The organism is Gilvimarinus japonicus (assembly GCF_042847215.1).
GTDB classification, from domain to species: Bacteria; Pseudomonadota; Gammaproteobacteria; order Pseudomonadales; family Cellvibrionaceae; genus Gilvimarinus; species Gilvimarinus japonicus.
Genome location: NZ_AP031500.1, coordinates 3,189,217 through 3,204,998, shown reverse-complemented (window position 1 = coordinate 3,204,998; position 15,782 = coordinate 3,189,217). Strand labels below are relative to the sequence as shown.

Here is a 15,782-nt window from a genome sequence, read left to right as displayed (position 1 = left end):
CTGTGTCAGGTGCGCACACGCCTAACAATCTTTGCATCAACGGCCATTGGCCCGAAAGAGTTTGACTATGACGATTGAAATACCCGATATCCAGCCTGTAAAACGCACACGCCGCCACAAGCAAGGCGAGAAACTGCGTGACGCGGACAAAGTTGAACGGATTCCGGTAAAAGTCATCGCCTCCGACGCAGTCGAAGTGCCGCGTAAACCCGACTGGATTCGGGTCCGTGTGCCGGCCTCGCCAGAGGTTGATCGCATTAAAAAATTGCTGCGCAAAAATGGCTTGTCGTCGGTGTGCGAAGAGGCCAACTGCCCCAACCTGGGTGAGTGCTTTAGTGGCGGTACCGCCACCTTTATGATTATGGGGGATATTTGCACACGCCGCTGTCCGTTTTGCGATGTGGGCCACGGTAAGCCAAATGCGCTGGATGCCAATGAGCCGATTAAGTTGGCCGAGGCGATTGCCGAGTTGCGGTTAAAATACGTCGTAATCACTTCGGTGGATCGTGATGATTTGCGCGACGGTGGTGCCGGGCATTTTGCCGATTGTATTCGCGAATCCCGCCAGCGCTTGCCTAATTTGCAGGTAGAAATTCTGACCCCGGATTTTCGTGGGCGCATGGAGCCGGCGCTGGATATTTTAGAGCGCGAGGCCCCCGATGTGTTTAACCACAACCTCGAGACTGTGCCACGCCTGTATCGCCAGTCGCGCCCTGGTGCTAACTACGAGTGGAGCCTTAAGCTGTTATCGGAGTATAAAAAGCGTCGCCCGGATGTTTTGACTAAGTCTGGTCTGATGGTGGGCTTGGGCGAGACCAAAGAGGAGATTTTTCAGGTAATGCGCGATATGCGCGAGCACAATATTGATATGCTCACCATTGGCCAGTATTTACAGCCTTCAAAAGATCATTTGCCGGTCGATCGCTACGTGCACCCAGATGAGTTTGATGAGTATACGGCGCTCGCTAAAGAGCTAGGCTTTACCCGCGCTGCCTGTGGCCCGCTGGTGCGCTCCAGTTATCATGCGGATAAACAAGTGCAGGGTGACGACGTCCAGCAGTGGTCTGGCGTCACACACTAATTGCAGGTGGAGCGCGAGCTTGCTTGGCACCGGGTAAGTCTTGCGAGTTGCCCGGACTACCTGGATCAGGTGGCGACATGGCATCACCGCGAGTGTTTACGCCAAGGGCTGCAAAGCCATCAAGACAAGCGCCGTGAGCGTTTGCTGCAGCATTTGATCGGTTGCGCTTGTGTACCGCAAACATGGCTGGCACTTGAGCCGGGCAGTGGTGATTTAATCGGCTGTGTCAGCGTGGTGAGCTATCATTTAGGTGCTCGCCCTGGCACCCCCCAGGCAGATACCCCTTTGTGGTTGAGTAACCTTTTTGTCGCTCCTGAATGGCGCCGGCAGGGTGTCGCCAGCGGTTTAATTGAGGGCGTTCGGCAGTTCTCCCGCGAGCTGGGCATGACAGGTTTGTGGTTGACGGCCACTGACCAATCGGAGTTTTATCGACGCCGGGGTTGGCAATTAGTGCGCCGAGCTAAGCTCGGTGGGCGTTGGGTTAATGTTATGACTCACGCGCTCGGCGATACGCCATAAAATCATCGACATGGTCGGTAAAAACCGCATCCGCGCCTATATCTTCTAGCCTTTGCCACTCATCTGGGTGGTTGGCGGTATAAACCCAATGTTTAAATCCTCGGCGGTGAATATCCTCACTGAATGCTCGACTGCAAGCTTCTTGCGCCGTGTTGCAGGAGTAAGCCGCCAGCGATGTCGCGCAAGCGGCGTAATCAAGTGGCTCGCTGGCGAGCAAAACTCCACGTTTAAGGCTGGGCAGTAGACGCTTGGCTCGGAACAGTTCGTGATGATTAAAGCTTGATAAAATGATGTGCTCTAGGCTTCCGCCGGTCGTTGCACGTTGCTCTTGTAGGGTTTTGATGACGGCATCGGCGGCATTGGCATTTTTAATTTCGATGTTCAATAAACATTGCTCACCGACGAGCTCGAGAACTTGTTGCAGCGTTGGTAACGGCTCGCCGTTATCCAGCCGGGCATTGTCGAGCTGCTCTCGGCTGCAGCTCCATAGTGCGCCGCTGCCGCTGGTAACCCGGCCCAAGCGGTGGTCGTGAGTAATGTATAGCTTATTTTGTAAGTGCCATACATCTACCTCAATACCGCTGCAGCCGCTGTTAAGTGCACGGGTAATTGCGGCAAGTGAGTTTTCGGGTAAATCATTGCCGGGGCCGCCGCGGTGGGCGATACACAGTAGGGACATAACGGTTTAATCCTGTTGTTGCGTGACGGGCAATAGCCTAGCATAGCCGCCTGCCTACCTTGGTGGCGTTTAGCTTGTACAGTATTCAAATTTACCTGAGTTGGAAAGGAGTGTGGCGTGTTAAAAGTGTTGCTGCTAAGCGGCTGTATAGTGGTTTTTTTGTTGTTGGCGCGGTTAGTGGATCGAGTGGTGCGGGATCTCGCCATTAAACGCTCGGTCAGCTTGTATCGTGTGGAGTACATCAACAAAGTCACGCATTTTGCGCTGCTGTTCTGCGCCATTGTGGTTATCTGCTTGGTGCTGGGGTTAGGTTACGGCGATGTCACGCTGTTTTTGTCGTCGATCTTTGCTGTTGTGGGGATTGCGCTGTTTGCCCAGTGGTCGATATTAAGCAATATCACCGCCAGTGTGATTATCTTTTTTGGTTTTCCCTACCGAGTGGGCGATCGCATTCAAGTGCTTGATCCGGACTTTAAGATGACCGGTGTTATCAGCGAGATCACCATGTTTCATGTCATTATCCGGTTAGATGATGGCAACACCGTTACTTACCCTAACTCGGTGATGTTACAGCGGGCAGTGTTAAAAGTGGATAGCGCAACGCCTTTGCCGCCGCCGGAAGAGGGGTAAGCCTTCAGCTCGCGCGTTTGCGGTTAACGTTCTAGATGACTGCACCACGGGTGCAGTCTTGGATGGTAGCGCTCAGGTAAGTAAAGGCGGCGCCGCTGCAGGTCGGGTGCCGCCGGTGCAAACGTTAGTTTATATCTGGGGCGTTATTGTCGCTTAGCTGGTGTGATTGGCTCGGCAGGTGCCTCACCCTTCCCGGCTGCCAAGAGTGTTAGCTTAACACTTGTCCGATAGCCCGGCTTACATAGTCGAGGTTGGCGCCGTTAACGCCGGCAATGTTTACGCGGCTGTTATCGGTCATATACACGCTAAACTCATTTTTTAAGCGAGTCACTTGCGCGGTACTTAACCCTAAAAAGCTGAACATGCCTCGTTGCTGGGCAATAAAGCTAAAGTTCATTTGCTGTTGGGTGCTATTGAGTGCGCCCACCAGTTGTTCGCGCAAGCCACTGATGCGCTCGCGCATATCGGTTAGCTCCTGTAGCCATAGGGCGTGCAAACTTTCACTGTGATAAATAATGTCAACCAGCGAGCTGCCGTGGGCCGGTGGCATCGAGTATAGGCCGCGGGTGATACTCAGTATCTGACTCAGGCTGGCCGCCGCCCCGGTGGCGGAAGGCGCAACAATGCTGAGGCTGCCGGTGCGCTCGCGGTAAAGCCCCAAGTTTTTTGAGAAAGACGTGGCAAGGATCAGCTCAGGCAGCTGGTCGGCCATGAGTCGCACGCCGTAAGCGTCCTCGACGATGCCGTCGCCAAAACCTTGGTAGGCCATATCGATAAATGGCGTAAAGCCGCGCTTGGCGGCAAGCTCGGTAATTTGTTGCCACTGGTTAGGGGTTAAATCAGCCCCACTCGGGTTGTGGCAGCAGGCGTGCAGCAGGACTAAATCATCTTTGCCGGCTTGCTGTAAGGCCTCCAACATTGCGTCAAAATCGATGGCTTGCCGGTTAAAATCGTAATAAGGGTATTCTTTTAAGGTGATTCCGGCGCTGCTCAATAATGGAACATGGTTGCCCCATGTCGGGTTGCTGACCCAAATGGTGGCGTTAGGCTTGGCTTTGGCAATAAGCTCGGCAGCGGCCCGCAGGGCGCCGCAGCCGCCAGGGGTTTGAATGGTGGCTACCCGTTGATCGCGAATCACCGCATGCTGCTCGCCAAAAGCCAGCGCTGCGGCTGCGCGGTTGGCTCCTGGCACGCCGGCCGGTGGCGTATAGACCTTGCTGGACTCGTTTTGGTAGAGCTCGGCTTCAGCCTGCTTCACGCAGGCTAAAATTGGAGTGTTTCCCTGTTCGGTTTTGTACACGCCAACCCCTAGGTCGACTTTGTCTGGATTGGTATCGGCGTGGTAGGCGGCACTTAAGCCTAAAATAGGGTCGGCAGGCAGTAGTGGCAGCTCGGTGAGCATAGGGGCTCCTTGTGTAGGCAATGGCAGCAAAAGATATGTGGCGTGGATAATAGCGCAAAATAACCGAGGGCGCAGAGTGGGACAGTGGTTAGGTGGGGTTAAAAAATCCGCCGCACCGTTGAGGGAATGCGGCGGTCAAGCAAGCGACAGTACGTTGTGGAAGCGGTGTACTGCCGCGACATGCCTGTTAGTGGCAACAGGCCTAGTGCTGTGTGGAATGGCGACCCGTGGAGGAGTCGCCCAGCACTGTGGTGAGCATTGTCGCGCGGCCGGCTTTTACTGATTGGCAACCAGTGGTGTTACGCTATCTTCCGACGTCTCTTCTAGCAGCAGCTCGGGCTTGCCTTTACAGGCGCGAGCCAGCACGTCACTCTTGCCAGCCAGCAGCATGCCAATGGCTTCGCTGTGCTCTTCGCTAATACCTTTAACCGAGGTTTCGATCAGTTCGGTAATATTAGCGGCCAGTTCGAGCATTTTGTCGTGGGCTTCGGCGGCTTTTTTATCATCAAACATCTTTCCATCCCGGTCACATTTCCAAACGGCGACTACAGCCATGATTAATCTCCATTGCGATACTGTTTGAATGTACAGTATTTCTTTGCGGTACCAATGTCAAGCGAATGGCTTCCGGGTGGGTGATTTGCCCTGTTCATTTGCCGATGGGCTAGCGATAATGGCGCACGATATTGATGCTATAAGTGAGTGAAGTGTGACAGAAACGCCGGAGCCTAAAACAGCGGAAAGTGCGGTTGCCCGCCCGGGTTTGCTGCGCTCTAGCAGTAAAGTAGGGGTTATGACGATGGCCTCGCGGGTGCTGGGGCTGTTGCGCGATGTAGTGTTCGCTCACACTATCGGCGCCGGCGGTGGCGCCGATGCGTTTTTTGTCGCCTTTAAAATCCCCAATTTTATGCGCCGATTATTTGCTGAAGGGGCATTTGCTCAGGCGTTTGTGCCGGTGTTGTCGGAGTATCGCTCGCAGGGCACACTGGCGGCGGTAAAGGCGCTAATTGATCGCGTTGCGGGCGGCTTGGGGTTGGTTTTGCTGCTGGTAACGGCGCTGGCGGTTCTGGGCGCGCCACTGGTAGCAACGGTGTTTGCCCCCGGCTTTCACTCTGATCCAACGCAGTTTGCACTCGCCACCGATATGATTCGGATTACTTTTCCCTACCTGATGTTGATCTCGCTAACAGGGCTTACTGGCGCGATTCTTAATAGCTACGACCAGTTTGCCGTACCGGCGTTTACCCCCGTGTTGCTGAATGTGTGTTTGATTGCGGCGGCGTTGTTGGCGGCGCCGCACTTTAACCCACCCGCGCTGGGGTTGGCCTGGGGGGTATTGGCGGCTGGTGTCGTGCAGCTTGTGTTTCAGTTGCCGTTTTTGGCGCGCTTGCAGCTGCTGCCTTCGCCGAAGCTGGATTGGGCGGACCCGGGGGTAAAGCGTATTTTAGCGTTGATGGTGCCAGCATTGTTTGGGGTGTCAGTCAGTCAGATCAATCTAATGCTCGATACGATTATCGCGTCTTTGCTGCCCGGAGGCAGTATCTCTTGGTTGTATTACTCCGAGCGCTTGGCCGATTTGCCGCTAGGGGTGTTCGCAATTGCCATTGCGACTGTGATTTTGCCCAATTTGTCGCGCCAGCACGCCGCTCGCGACCCGGGCAGCTTTGCTCACACACTCGACTGGGCGCTGCGGTTGATCTGTTTGATTGCTCTGCCAGCCATTGTCGCGTTGGTGATTCTGGCCGAGCCGATATTGGTCACTTTGTTTCAGTATGGCGCGACGAGCGCCGCCGATACCGCTATGGCGGCGCTTAGCTTGCGCGCTTACGCGTTGGGGCTGCTGGCCTTTATGCTCATTAAGGTGCTGGCGCCGGGTTTTTACGCGCGCCAAGACATGAAAACACCGGTGCGTATCGGCATTATTGCTATGGCGGTGAATATGGCGTTGAACATCGCCTTTGTGTTGCCGCTGCACTTTTATTGGCAGATCGGCCACGTGGGCTTGGCGTTGGCGACGTCGCTGGCCGCGTACGTCAACAGCTTTTTACTGTACCGCGGTTTGCGAAAATTAGGTGTCTATTGGCGCCATCAGGGGTGGCCGGCGCTTGGGCTGCAAATGGCGTGTGCTAATGTTGCTATGGCCGTGGTGCTGGTGGCGCTAATGCTCGTTTGGGGTGACTGGGAGGTTTGGTCGGCTGGGCAGCGAATTTGGCACCTGGCGCTGGTGTGTGCTGCGGGGGCCATCGTCTACCTAGCCGGGTTGTTGTTGACGGGTTTTAAACCGTCGAATTTGCGCCACGTCTCGCGCCAATAAGGTTGCTGCTGTATACTCACGCGTCAGATTTTCCGCCGTCAACAGGTTCCGTGTGAAGAGTCAGGCCCCAGAATTTATTCGCGGTTTATACAACCTGCGCGAGCGCCATCGGGGGTCTGTGGCCACCATTGGCACCTTTGATGGTGTTCACCTGGGGCATCAGGCCATACTGCGTCAACTCAAGGGCGTGTCCGAGCGCCTTAACTTACCCTCTGTGGTGATTTTGTTTGAGCCCCAGCCCCACGAGTACTTCTCTCGGGAGCGGGCTCCGGCGCGGCTGATGCGCCTGCGTGAAAAACTTGAGGCGCTGTTTGCCGCCGGTGTCGATAAAGTGTTGTGCCTGCAGTTTAACGAGGCGTTTCGCAGTTTGACGGCGCGCCAGTTTATCGACCGGGTGTTGGTCGATGGCCTGGGCATTCGTCATCTTGTGGTGGGCGATGATTTTCGCTTTGGCTGTGATCGCGCGGGTAACTACGAGCTGTTGCAACGTGTTGGCGCGCAGGGCTGTTTTGGGGTCACCGATACTTGTACCTTAACCCTCGCCGGCGAACGAGTGAGCAGTACCCGGATTCGCCAACACCTGCAGGCCGGTGAATTTGCCCGGGCTGAGGCCTGCCTCGGCCGGCCCTACGCGATCAGCGGCCGGGTCGGTCACGGTAAAAAGCTGGGTCGTCAGTTGGGCGTGCCTACGGCCAATGTCCGCTTGCAGCGCTATCGTTCGCCGCTGTCGGGCGTTTTTGTGATCAGTGCCGAGTTGGCCGATGGCAAGTGTTACTCTGGTGTTGCTAACGTCGGGGCAAAGCCCACCATAGCGGGAGATCTGGAACCCCTATTGGAGGTGCACCTGTTAAACTTTGACCGAGACATCTATGGTCAGCCTATAAAGGTGATGTTTCACCAGCGGTTACGAGCCGAGCAAAAATTTGCATCGCTTGCGGCACTAACCACACAATTGCAGGATGATATTCGTGGCGCCCAGGCTTATTTTGCTGCCGTGCCACCAGCGTCCACTGGATTACCCACTCTTAACTGACATTTGACTGAAGACAATGACTGATTACAAAGCAACCTTGAATTTGCCCCAAACGTCTTTTGCCATGAAGGCCAACCTGGCCCAGCGCGAGCCCGAGATGCTCAAAGCGTGGGCCAAAGATGGTCTGTACGAGCAGATCCGTGCCGCGCGTAAGGGACGTAAATCGTACATTCTGCATGATGGTCCGCCCTATGCGAATGGCGATATTCACATTGGTCATGCGGTTAACAAGATCCTTAAAGATATTATCGTTAAGAGCAAAACCCTAAGTGGGTTTGATGCCCCTTACGTGCCGGGCTGGGACTGTCACGGTTTACCGATTGAGCACAACGTCGAGAAAAAACACGGTAAAGCCGGTGTTAAGTTAGACGTTAAAGCATTTAGACAAAAGTGCCGCGAGTACGCCGCGCGCCAAGTTGATGGTCAACGTAAAGACTTTATGCGCTTGGGTGTGTTGGGCGATTGGCACAACCCTTACCTCACCATGGACTTTAAGTTTGAGGCGGATATTATTCGCGCTTTGGGCAAAATCGTCGACAATGGGCACTTACAGCGGGGTTTTAAACCCGTTTACTGGTCTGTGGTGGGGGGCTCGGCACTGGCCGAAGCCGAGGTCGAGTATCAAGACAAAACCTCGTTTAGCATCGATGTGAAATTTGCTTTTGCCGACCAAGATGCCGCCGCCAGTGCGATTGATGATTTGAGCGGCAGTGGACCGCTGTCGGTGGTGATTTGGACCACGACCCCCTGGACCCTGCCGGCCAACCAGGCCGTTAGTGTTAACCCTGAGTTGGATTACGTTGTTGTGGCGGCTGCGGGCGAGCGTTTAGTAATGGCCGAAGGACTGTATGAGTCGGTTATGGCGCGTGCCGGCATCGAAGATTTTACCGTGGTAGGCCGAGCCAAAGGCGCCGCTCTTGAAGGGCAAAACTTGCTGCACCCGTTTTATGAACGCCAAGTTCCGGTGATTTTGGGTGATCACGTTACCCTTGATGCGGGTACTGGTTGTGTACACACAGCGCCCGATCACGGTATGGACGACTTTGTGGTAGGACGTAAATACGACATTGGTACACTGAATTATATCGATGATAATGGTCTGTACCGCGATCATGTGCCGGTATTTGCCGGTGAGCATGTGTATAAAGTCGATGAAAAAGTCATCGACCTGCTCAAAGAAAAAAGCGCACTGTTTTTTGAAAGTAAAATCACCCACAGCTTTCCACATTGCTGGCGCACCAAAACGCCGTTAATTTTTCGTGCGACGCCGCAATGGTTTGTCAGCATGACCAAAAACGATTTACGTGGCCAGGTCGCAAAGTCGGTAGAGGGAGTGCAGTGGGTGCCCAACTGGGGGCGCGCACGTATCGACTCGATGCTGGAGTCCAGTCCCGATTGGTGTATCTCCCGTCAGCGCACTTGGGGCGTCCCGATCGCCTTGTTTGTCCACAAAGAAACCGGCGCACTGCACCCGCGTACTGACGAGCTAATCGAGCAAGTCGCGCTGCACGTGGAAAAAACCGGCATGGATGCTTGGTACGACCTAGATGCGGCGAGCTTACTAGGAAATGAGGCGAACGAATACGACAAGGTAACCGATACGTTGGATGTGTGGTTTGACTCTGGGGTTACGCACTACGCCGTACTTCAGCAGCGCGAATGCTTAAGCTACCCGGCCGATTTATATCTGGAGGGGTCCGATCAACACCGGGGCTGGTTTCAGTCATCGTTAAAAACGGCAATGGCCATGAACGGTACGGCGCCGTACAAAACCGTTTTGACCCACGGTTTTGTTGTCGATGCCGATGGCCGAAAAATGTCTAAGTCCATAGGCAATACCGTCGCGCCCCAAAAAGTCTTTAATGACTTGGGCGCCGATGTGCTGCGCCTGTGGGTGGCGGCCACTGACTTTAGCTCAGAGATGAGCGTCTCGGAAGAAATTTTAAAACGCACCGCTGACTCGTACCGGCGTATTCGCAATACCGCGCGGTTTATTTTGTCTAACCTAAACGGCTTTGATCCAGCTACCGATCTAGTGGCGGAAGATGAGTTGCTGGCACTTGATCGCTGGGTGGTGGGCCGCGCCGGTCAACTACAGCAAGAGTTGATCCAATGCTACGACAACTTCCAGCTGCATCAGGTCTATCAAAAACTGCATAATTTTTGTGTGGTTGAGCTGGGTGGTTTTTATCTGGATATTATTAAAGATCGTCAGTACACCACTAAAGCTGATTCACGTCCGCGTCGGTCGGCGCAAACGGCGCTGTATTATTTGGCAGAGGCGTTTACTCGTTGGATTGCGCCGGTGCTGAGCTTTACCGCCTTTGAAATGTGGCAACAGTTGCCCGGCAAGCCTGAAGGCAGTGTGTTTACCGCCGAATGGTTTGCATTGCCCGAGTGTATCGACACCCGCCTGGGTGATGATTTTTGGGCGCAGGTGGCTGATGTTAAAACGGCTACCAACAAAGTGTTGGAGGCTAAGCGGGGTGAAGGCGTAATCGGTGGCTCTTTGTCGGCAGAGTTAACGCTTTATTGCGACGAACAATTGCTGTGCCAGCTGGCGTTGCTGGGGGATGAGCTGCGTTTTATCTTAATTAGCTCGGCGGCCACGTTGGCGCCATTAAGTAGCGCTGGCGATGATGCGATTGCAACCGACGTTGAAGGTTTACGCGTTGCCGTGAGCAAGTCCGAGCAACCTAAGTGCGCACGTTGCTGGCATTTTCGCGCTGATGTTGGCGCCGTGGCGGCTCACCCGGAAATCTGTCAGCGCTGTGCTGATAACATTGATGGCGCCGGTGAAGTTCGGCACTACGCCTAAGGGGCTTGGCTATGTGGAAAAAGATAGCGCATCCGTGGGGCTGGTATTTATTGGCTGCCATTGTGTTCTTGTTGGATCAGTGGAGTAAGACGGCGGTAGTGGCGAGTTTGGATTACAACTCGCCTGTGGCATTTACCTCGTTTTTTAATTTTACCTTGCTGCACAATCCAGGCGCCGCATTTAGTTTTTTAAGCGACGCCAGTGGTTGGCAGCGTTGGTTTTTTACCGCTATTGCTGCCGTGTTTAGCGTGGTGATTGTGATTTGGTTGGCGCGTTTGCCAAAAGCCCGCTGGATTGAGGCGATGGCGCTTGGGTTTATTTTAGGCGGTGCGTTAGGTAACTTGTACGATCGCGTGGTGCTTGGTCACGTAGTCGACTTTATCGTGGTGCATTATCAAGATAATTATTTTCCGGCGTTTAACTTGGCAGATTCTGCCATTTGTTTTGGTGCTTTTTGGTTAATTGTAGATATGTTGTTTAACGCTAAAAAAGAGACTGCCGGTAAGGCGAGCAAAGGTGATGGCCATGCGTGATTTGACCGTTGGGCCGGGTACTCGTGTGACGCTACATTTCTCGTTGGCGCTACCCGATGGCCAGTTGGTGGATTCCAATTTTGAAAGTTCGCCAGCTACTTTTACGGTGGGCGATGGCAAACTTTTAAAAGGGTTTGAGCAGGCGTTGTTTGGTTTGCGTGAAGGTGCCCGAGAAGAGTTAACCGTTAAACCCGAGGCGGGCTTCGGCGCACATAATCCCAATAACATCCAGACAATCCCGCGCTCGGACTTTGAGCCGGAGCTGGAGTTAAGCCAAGGTTTAATGTTGTCATTTGCCGATGCGCAAAATACCGAGCTGCCGGGTGTCGTAGTTGACTTTAACGATGAAGAAGTTACGGTTGACTTTAACCACCCGCTGGCGGGCCGGGACATCACCTTTAAGGTGGCAATTCTGCAAATCGAGCCGGCTCAGGTACATTAATTTTGCGGGATGCGGAGAGCACTGAACGCGCCCCGTATCCCGTTTTCCAGAAACCATAGGTTTCAACTATGCAAATTAAATTGGCTAACCCACGCGGTTTTTGTGCTGGTGTCGACCGCGCGATTGATATCGTCAACCGGGCTCTAGATGTGTTCGGTGCTCCTATCTATGTTCGTCATGAAGTGGTCCACAATAAATTCGTGGTCGATACTTTGCGTGAGCGTGGGGCGGTGTTCGTTGATGAGCTGGAAGAAGTGCCTGACGACGTTATTGTCATTTTTAGCGCCCATGGCGTCTCCCAAGCTGTGCGTAATGAAGCGGCCGAGCGCAGCTTACAAGTGTTTGATGCTACCTGCCCGTTGGTTACCAAAGTACATATGGAGGTGTCGCGTTATAGTCGTGACGGCAGCGAGTGCGTCCTGATTGGGCACGCCGGTCACCCCGAAGTTGAGGGCACCATGGGGCAATACGACGCCCGCAATGGCGGCAAGATGTATCTTGTCGAAAGCGTGGCGGATGTGGCTAAGCTTGAAGTTGTAGACCCGTCTCGTCTGGCTTACGTCACCCAAACGACGCTCTCGATGGACGACACCGCCGAAATCATCGCTGCACTGCGAGCAAAATTTACCCAGATCCAAGGCCCGCGCAAAGACGATATTTGCTACGCTACCACCAACCGTCAGGACGCTGTGCGTCAGCTGTCTCTAGAGTGCGATTTGTTGTTGGTGGTGGGCTCGCCCAACAGCTCCAACTCCAACCGCTTGCGCGAGCTGGCTGAGCGCTGCGGTACGGAGGCCTACCTAATAGACTCCCCGGCCGATATCGATGACAGCTGGATCAAAGATAAAAAGCAGGTTGGTATTACTGCTGGCGCCTCTGCGCCTGAAACCTTGGTGCGGCAAGTGGTAGATCACTTGATTGCACTGGGTGCAAGCCTTCCTGTTGAGGTGGAGGGGATCCCAGAGAATATCAGTTTCTCGTTGCCGCGTGAGCTCCGGGGTTAGTTGGCATTATTAATACTTAAGCACCTGGTGCCTCGGAGCATTCGGTTTCGGTAATGGAGTGTTTACGCAGCCTTCCCCCGCGAGATAGAACCAGCTCGTAACCTTCTCCTTCGTTTTCAGGGCAGACCGTAATAGTGCCAGCCTGAAAAGAGCCACCCTTACGCCCCGAAGCCCAGCGGCTAGCGCCGCTTCCTAGGTAAGATATGTAGTCGTCGACAAAGCGATTTCCGTGGATAGCCACATCTTCAGCGACTGCTGGACGGTCCACTAATAATGTTTCGTCCGCGTCAATCTCGCCATCGTGGTCGTCATCGTAAAAAATGACCCAGCCATCCTCCCAGCTTGGATTACTGGCTAATGTCGCCCTCCGGTTGCTCTTAACGGCGTAGCTGCGGGTAGTTTGTACCGCCTCAAGCAAGGCAAGGGTAGTGCTCTCTACTTTATGGTTTTGTATGAGTCGGGTGAAGGAGGGTGCCAACAATGCCGTCAAGATGGCCATTACAGTAAGGGTGATGATAGATTCGATGTAGGTGAAGCCTAGGTTGCTTTGCATAAGTGAGCACTCCTTGCTCGCCCGCTGGCGGATTAATCTTCGTTTGCTTCCGTTCGTTCGTCTTTGCTGACCGCACATCTGGCAGCACTGGTGCTTTGTGGTTAGCATGTTAACTTTAATGAATATAGTCAGACTTAATGTAATCGTCAATTCTGGGGTGACGGATGGCGAACTGCCAAATCACAAAGGAATACCTTACTATGAAGCGAGACCAGGTCGGTTTCACACTGATTGAGTTGCTGATCACCACTGTGGTTTTGGCTATTTTGATTGCCATGGCTGCGCCGAGCTTTCAGACTATGATCCTAAATAGTCACTCAGAGGCTGTTGGGGAGAGTTTGGTTAATGCGATTCAAGTGACTAAAACCGAAGCGGTTAAACGAGGCCGCCGTGTAAGCCTGTGCGCAGCGAATAATGCAGGAAATGCGTGTGCCAACGATTGGACCAATGGTTGGATTATCTTTGTGGATGAAGCGGCGACGGACGAAGCCGCCGCTCCAGTCGTGGGGGACGTCCTTCGCCACACCAGCGATTTTGACGACGCAACGCAAATCACGGCAACAAATAATGGTGCCACCAATTTTGTTCGTTTTACCAGCACCGGGCAGTTAGGGCGAATTGGTGGTCCAGCAAATACAGCTTCGGTGGTAGTTAATTCCTTCGTAGAGGGCTGCCAAGGGCCAAGACAGCGTGACATTACTGTAGGAGTGGCAGGCATGATTGATGTGGAAGAAGTTGACTGCTCGGGGACGTCGCCATGAAGAATATTAAGAGCCAGCAGGGCGTGGGCTTGATTGAGGTACTGATTACAGTGCTTGTACTGTCCACGGCGCTTATGGCCTTGGCCGCTTTGCAAACACGGTCGTTGCAGTATAACACCAGCGCTTATTATCGCTCGCAAGCTAATATTGTTGCGTACAATGCCTTGGAGCAAATGCGTTCGTCCTCAACTTTAGAAAATATCGTTCAACCAGATATGGATGAGTTGGTGGAGTCGTTACCCGGTGGTGATGGGGAGATCGAGTGCCAGGCTCGTGTGTGCACCGTATCAATCAGTTGGGATGAGCCCGTGGCTGAGGCGGGTGGTGAAGAAGTCGAGCGCACCACCTTTGGTTACACCTCCAGAATATAAGAGGCAAGAATGGCTAAGCAAAAAGGCTTTTCGTTGATTGAGCTAATGGTCGCTATCACTATTAGCTTGCTGTTGATGGCCGGCGTAGTACAGATGTTTTTATCCAGTAAAACGGTATTCACTACGCAGCAGGGCCTCTCTCGGCTGCAGGAGACCGGGCGCTTGGCCGTTGAGTTTATGGCTCGTGATGTTCGCCAAGCGGGCTTTTTTGGTCCGGCTTACGCCACATCGTGGAATATGATCTCTACATTAAACAACAAAAATCAATTTGGAAACGATTACTCTCCGGAAACCGCCATGCGTGTTTTTAATGGTGATTCGCTACCTGCAGGCTTGGTGCTAAACCCTGCTCCGAACTCTGATACTCAAGTAGTTGCAGTTTACACCGCTTCGGATATGTCGGTTCCAGTAGTACAGCAGAATGATTCTGGTAATGTCTACGTGGAACTGACAACCCCCGCCGGCCAAGATTGTCCGAGTGGTATCTGTGAGGGTGATATTTTGGTTGCCGCAGACTTCGAAAAGATGTGGATCTTTCAGGTGACGGGGGTTTCTGAAAACGGTGGCATGGTCACTTTGGCCCATGGAGCAGGCTCTGATCCAGGAAATCAAATTACTGAATGGGGTGGAAATCCAGACTACCCAACCCAAGATGTCAATCCGGGAGCCGAGGTGTTTCGTTTAAAAACCTCAGTTTTTTATATCGCAGATGGCCCGAATAATATACCAACTCTGTATCAAAAAGTTGGGCGTGAACCGTCGTTCCCGTTGTTAGTTGGTGTGGAAAACATATTTTATAACGTGGGAGTGGATACCGATGCAGATCGAGTGGCCAATAATTATGTGGCGCCAGAAGCTGTTGCTAATTGGGAAAATGCGGTGTCTTTGCAATTAGAGGCTTTGGTGATGACACCCGGTGATAATGCCGCTAGTGATAAACAAACCTATACGTTTGCTGGTGAAGAAGTGACTGCGGATGACAATCGCGTTCGCAAAGTGTTTAGAACGACCGTCGCAATTCGTAACAAATTGTTGTGATTTTATGGCTATTGTCTTTATTTTTACCGGAGCAAGACCTAGTTATTTTGAACGCTCCTTTATAACAAGGTGAGTAAAATGGAAAGTCGATGCAAGTTACAGAAGCTGCAATCAGGTGCGACGCTTTTGGTTGGGCTCATAATGGTCTTGTTGATATCAATAATTGGTTTGTCGGCAATCCGAGGTAGCGGTTTACAAGAGCAAATGGCTGGCAATATGCGGGACAAGCAGTTGGCGTTTCAGTCGTCAGAGGCCGCTCTGCGTCAGGCAGAGGCTGCGGCAACTCCAAGTGTTATTGGTGCTCAAGTAGGGTTTACGGATTCTCTGGGTGAGTCTGGCTTGGCTTTTTGGCAAGATTTAACTAACTGGAACTCATTTACTACCCAGTATACCGGAACGATTGATCACGTCTCTGAACAGCCCCACTATTTAGTAGAGGAGGTCACATTCTTTTCATCCGGCTTGGAGGGAAGTGCTGTGGATCTTGCGAGTCTTTTGGCAAAAGACATTGAGCGCCGCTATCGTGTCACATCCCACGCCGCAGGTGGGTCGACCGATGCGCGGGTCATTGTCCAGTCAGGGTTTAGAAACTGATGGTGATACA

The 15,782-nt window shown here is 53.1% G+C and carries 17 protein-coding genes; 13 read left to right on the top strand and 4 right to left on the bottom strand.

The features are described 5' to 3' along the window. The first annotated feature begins 67 nt into the window (after nt 1–67). Entirely contained in the window at nt 68–1,081 is a 1,014-nt protein-coding gene (gene lipA, locus ACGHAD_RS13575) for a lipoyl synthase (RefSeq protein ID WP_382418135.1), read from the top strand. Between the two features lie 6 nt (nt 1,082–1,087). Beyond that, nucleotides 1,088–1,600, top strand: coding sequence for a GNAT family N-acetyltransferase (locus ACGHAD_RS13570; RefSeq protein WP_382418605.1), 513 nt, complete (start codon nt 1,088–1,090; stop codon nt 1,598–1,600). Here ACGHAD_RS13570 and ACGHAD_RS13565 read toward each other — a convergent pair. Beyond that, complete coding sequence (locus tag ACGHAD_RS13565; protein WP_382418137.1) at nt 1,569–2,279, bottom strand: glycerophosphodiester phosphodiesterase; 711 nt, start codon at nt 2,277–2,279, stop codon at nt 1,569–1,571. The two genes, ACGHAD_RS13570 and ACGHAD_RS13565, sit on opposite strands and share 32 nt — an antisense overlap. Nucleotides 2,280–2,396: 117 nt before the next feature. Between ACGHAD_RS13565 and ACGHAD_RS13560 the strand changes: the two genes are divergently transcribed. Continuing rightward, nucleotides 2,397–2,909 carry a mechanosensitive ion channel family protein gene (locus tag ACGHAD_RS13560; protein ID WP_339615900.1) on the top strand — a complete coding sequence of 171 codons (513 nt, stop codon included), beginning with the start codon at nt 2,397–2,399 and terminating at the stop codon, nt 2,907–2,909. Nucleotides 2,910–3,117: 208 nt separating this feature from the next. Here the strand turns inward: ACGHAD_RS13560 and ACGHAD_RS13555 are convergent, their stop codons facing one another. Then, nucleotides 3,118–4,311, bottom strand: coding sequence for an aromatic amino acid transaminase (locus ACGHAD_RS13555; protein ID WP_382418139.1), 1,194 nt, complete (start codon nt 4,309–4,311; stop codon nt 3,118–3,120). A gap of 276 nt (nt 4,312–4,587) precedes the next feature. Continuing rightward, nucleotides 4,588–4,866, bottom strand: a complete 279-nt coding sequence (locus tag ACGHAD_RS13550; RefSeq protein WP_382418141.1) for a YebG family protein — start codon at nt 4,864–4,866, stop codon at nt 4,588–4,590. Nucleotides 4,867–5,020: 154 nt separating this feature from the next. On the opposite strand from ACGHAD_RS13550, the gene murJ reads away from it, so the two are divergent. From murJ to ispH, 6 genes are all read left to right on the top strand, one after another. Then, complete coding sequence (gene murJ, locus ACGHAD_RS13545; RefSeq protein WP_382418143.1) at nt 5,021–6,625, top strand: murein biosynthesis integral membrane protein MurJ; 1,605 nt, start codon at nt 5,021–5,023, stop codon at nt 6,623–6,625. Between the two features lie 52 nt (nt 6,626–6,677). Next, entirely contained in the window at nt 6,678–7,658 is a 981-nt protein-coding gene (ribF, locus tag ACGHAD_RS13540) for a bifunctional riboflavin kinase/FAD synthetase (protein WP_339615904.1), read from the top strand. A 16-nt stretch (nt 7,659–7,674) separates the two neighbouring features. Further along, nucleotides 7,675–10,476, top strand: a complete 2,802-nt coding sequence (ileS, locus tag ACGHAD_RS13535; protein ID WP_382418145.1) for an isoleucine--tRNA ligase — start codon at nt 7,675–7,677, stop codon at nt 10,474–10,476. Between the two features lie 11 nt (nt 10,477–10,487). Then, nucleotides 10,488–11,009: a signal peptidase II gene (gene lspA, locus ACGHAD_RS13530; RefSeq protein ID WP_339615906.1), complete on the top strand. Its 522-nt coding sequence runs from the start codon at nt 10,488–10,490 to the stop codon at nt 11,007–11,009. Beyond that, the gene (locus ACGHAD_RS13525; RefSeq protein WP_339615907.1) at nt 11,002–11,451 is read left to right on the top strand and encodes a peptidylprolyl isomerase; all 450 of its coding nucleotides are present in this window, start codon (nt 11,002–11,004) and stop codon (nt 11,449–11,451) included. Before lspA ends, ACGHAD_RS13525 begins: the two co-directional genes overlap by 8 nt. 68 nt (nt 11,452–11,519) lie before the next feature. Beyond that, nucleotides 11,520–12,455, top strand: coding sequence for a 4-hydroxy-3-methylbut-2-enyl diphosphate reductase (gene ispH, locus ACGHAD_RS13520; RefSeq protein WP_382418148.1), 936 nt, complete (start codon nt 11,520–11,522; stop codon nt 12,453–12,455). Between the two features lie 16 nt (nt 12,456–12,471). Here the strand turns inward: ispH and ACGHAD_RS13515 are convergent, their stop codons facing one another. Further along, entirely contained in the window at nt 12,472–13,008 is a 537-nt protein-coding gene (locus tag ACGHAD_RS13515) for a GspH/FimT family pseudopilin (RefSeq protein WP_382418150.1), read from the bottom strand. Nucleotides 13,009–13,208: 200 nt separating this feature from the next. Between ACGHAD_RS13515 and ACGHAD_RS13510 the strand changes: the two genes are divergently transcribed. From ACGHAD_RS13510 to ACGHAD_RS13495, 4 genes are all read left to right on the top strand, one after another. After that, nucleotides 13,209–13,769, top strand: a complete 561-nt coding sequence (locus ACGHAD_RS13510; protein ID WP_382418152.1) for a GspH/FimT family pseudopilin — start codon at nt 13,209–13,211, stop codon at nt 13,767–13,769. Then, nucleotides 13,766–14,140 carry a type IV pilus modification protein PilV gene (pilV, locus tag ACGHAD_RS13505; protein WP_382418154.1) on the top strand — a complete coding sequence of 125 codons (375 nt, stop codon included), beginning with the start codon at nt 13,766–13,768 and terminating at the stop codon, nt 14,138–14,140. Before ACGHAD_RS13510 ends, pilV begins: the two co-directional genes overlap by 4 nt. Before the next feature lie 9 nt (nt 14,141–14,149). Beyond that, entirely contained in the window at nt 14,150–15,178 is a 1,029-nt protein-coding gene (locus ACGHAD_RS13500; RefSeq protein ID WP_382418156.1) for a PilW family protein, read from the top strand. A 78-nt stretch (nt 15,179–15,256) separates the two neighbouring features. After that, on the top strand, nt 15,257–15,772 hold the full coding sequence (locus ACGHAD_RS13495; RefSeq protein WP_382418158.1) for a PilX N-terminal domain-containing pilus assembly protein: 516 nt from the start codon (nt 15,257–15,259) through the stop codon (nt 15,770–15,772). The last annotated feature ends 10 nt before the right edge of the window (nt 15,773–15,782 follow it).